The 2,385-nt window shown below is 69.6% G+C and carries 2 protein-coding genes; both read left to right on the forward strand.

From position 1 onward, the window contains the following. Window positions 1-287 precede the first annotated feature (287 nt). A complete protein-coding gene (locus WBP48_RS09635; RefSeq protein WP_424439523.1) occupies window positions 288-767 on the forward strand; it encodes a low molecular weight protein-tyrosine-phosphatase in 480 nt (159 codons plus the stop codon). A gap of 43 nt (window positions 768-810) precedes the next feature. Next, window positions 811-2,226 (forward strand): adenylosuccinate lyase, encoded by a 1,416-nt coding sequence (gene purB / locus WBP48_RS09640; protein ID WP_424439520.1) that lies wholly within the window; start codon window positions 811-813, stop codon window positions 2,224-2,226. Window positions 2,227-2,385: the final 159 nt, after the last annotated feature.

Raw genomic sequence — 2,385 nt, forward strand, 5'->3', positions numbered from 1 at the left:
CGCGGGCATCGTGCAGGATCGCGCGGGCGGCGGCGATGGCGGCGAGCACGGCGTCGGCATCGGTATCGGCGTGTGACACGGCGGGGGTGGAGTACGCATTCATGACAGTCAGCGTGCCCTGCCGAGCGACGTCGCGACGGCGGGAATCGTCGATCGGTGGACAGTCCGGCCGAATGGCCCCCTGGGGAGGACGCGATGAGGGCGGCCCGGCCTCGGACACTCTGTTCAGCGACCGCGGCCTCCGTCAGAATGAACGAGTGCCCAGCAAGGTCGAGCCCTTTCGCGTGATGTTCGTGTGCACGGGCAACATCTGCCGATCGCCGATGGCGCAGATCGTGTTCCACGACGTCGCGGTGCAGGCCGGGCTCGGCGACCACGTCGCGTCGGCCAGCGCGGGAACCGGCGATTGGCACGTGGGCGAGCGCGCCGACGTGCGAACGCTCGAAGCGCTCGAACGGCACGGCTACGACGGCACGGCGCACCGCGCCCGGCAGTTCACGCTCGACGACTTCGACCGCAACGACCTCATCGTCGCACTCGACCGATCGCACGAACGCATCCTGTCGAGTTGGGCGCGAACGCAGGCGGATGCCGACAAGCTCGCGCTGCTGATGTCCTTCGACACCGAGACGGGCGGCAGCATCCTCGACGTCCCCGATCCCTATTACGCGGGGCCCAGGATGTTCGACGATGTGCTCGGTATGATCGAGAGCGCGAGCCGGGCGCTCTTCCGGCAGCTCGAACCGGCGATCCGTCCGACGTCCTGAGCGCCTCTCACCCGCCCCACCCCCCGCGATCGGAGCCCGCGCCGTGACGACAGCGACCCCCAGGACCTCTGCGACCGTTGCGGCGGGCCTCGCCGATCAGCCGCTGAGTCCGCTCGACGGACGCTACCGCGCAGCTGTCGCGGGGCTCTCGGACTACTTGTCCGAGGCGGGCCTGAACCGCGCGCGCGTCGAGGTCGAGGTGGAGTGGATCATCACTCTCACCGACCGCTCGCTGTTCGGTTCGACGCCGCTGACGGATGCCGAGAAGGACAGCCTGCGCGCCCTGTACCGCGAGTTCGGGCAGCCCGAGATCGACTGGCTCGCCTCGACCGAGTCGGTGACCCGCCACGACGTCAAGGCGGTGGAGTACCTCGTGCGCGATCGGCTGTCGGGACTGGGACTCGACGCCATCGCCGAGCTCACGCATTTCGCGTGCACGAGCGAGGACATCAACTCCGCCTCGTACGCGCTGACGGTGAACCGCGCCGTCGAATACGTGTGGCTGCCGAAGCTCCGTGCCGTCATCGGAGCCCTCAAGGCGCTCGCGGACCAGCACCGGGATGCCGCCATGCTCTCGCGCACGCACGGGCAACCCGCGACGCCCTCGACGATGGGCAAGGAACTCGCCGTCTTCGTATGGCGCCTGGAGCGGGTGGCCGCCCAGATCGCCGGCGGCGAGTACCTCGCGAAGTTCTCCGGCGCGACCGGCACGTGGTCGGCACACCTCGCCGCCGCCCCCGATGTCGACTGGCCGGCGTTGTCACGCGAGTTCATCGAGGGCCTGGGCATCGGGTTCAACGTGCTGACGACCCAGATCGAATCGCACGACTGGCAGGTCGAGCTCTACGACCGGGTACGGCATGCCGGCGGCATCCTGCACAATCTCGCCACCGACATCTGGACCTACATCTCGATGGGCTTCTTCGCCCAGATTCCCGTCGCCGGCGCGACCGGCTCGTCGACGATGCCGCACAAGATCAACCCGATCCGGTTCGAGAACGCCGAGGCGAACCTCGAGATCTCGGGCGGCCTGCTCACGACGCTCGCGGCGACGCTGGTCACGAGCCGCATGCAGCGCGACCTCACCGACTCGACGACGCAGCGCAACATCGGCGTCGCGTTCGGCCATTCGCTGCTGGCGCTCGACAACCTGCAGCGCGGGCTGAAGGAGATCTCGCTGAACCGCGACGTACTGCTGGCCGACCTCGACGCGAACTGGGAGGTGCTCGCCGAGGCGATCCAGACCGTCGTGCGCGCCGAGATCGTCGCGGGACGCTCCGCCATCTCGGATCCCTACGCACTGCTGAAGGACCTTACGCGCGGCCGCCGCGTCGGCGCGGCCGACCTCGCCGAGTTCGTGCGCGGCCTCGACATCGGCGACGAAGCCAAACAGCGCCTGCTCGCGCTGACCCCGGCGACCTACCGGGGTATGGCCGACCGGCTGGTAGACGAGCTGTAGCCGGCGCGGCATCCTGTCCGCAGGCTCGCGCCGCGGACGTTCCAAAAGCAGGCTCGAACGACTCCCAGCAGCTGCGGGCCGCCCGGCGGCGCCGGTTCAGCCTGCTTTCGCGACACCGGACCGAGGGCACCGTCGCGCGGCAGCCGCCGCGGCGCGCTC

The sequence above is a fragment of the Microbacterium sp. genome (genome assembly GCF_049661145.1).
Taxonomy (GTDB): Bacteria; Actinomycetota; Actinomycetes; order Actinomycetales; family Microbacteriaceae; genus Microbacterium.

Excerpts from the sequence above, each read along its gene's own strand:
- WBP48_RS09635 (WP_424439523.1), top strand. The coding sequence starts at position 288 with ATGTTCGTGTGCACGGGCAACATCTGCCGATCGCCGATGGCGCAGATC.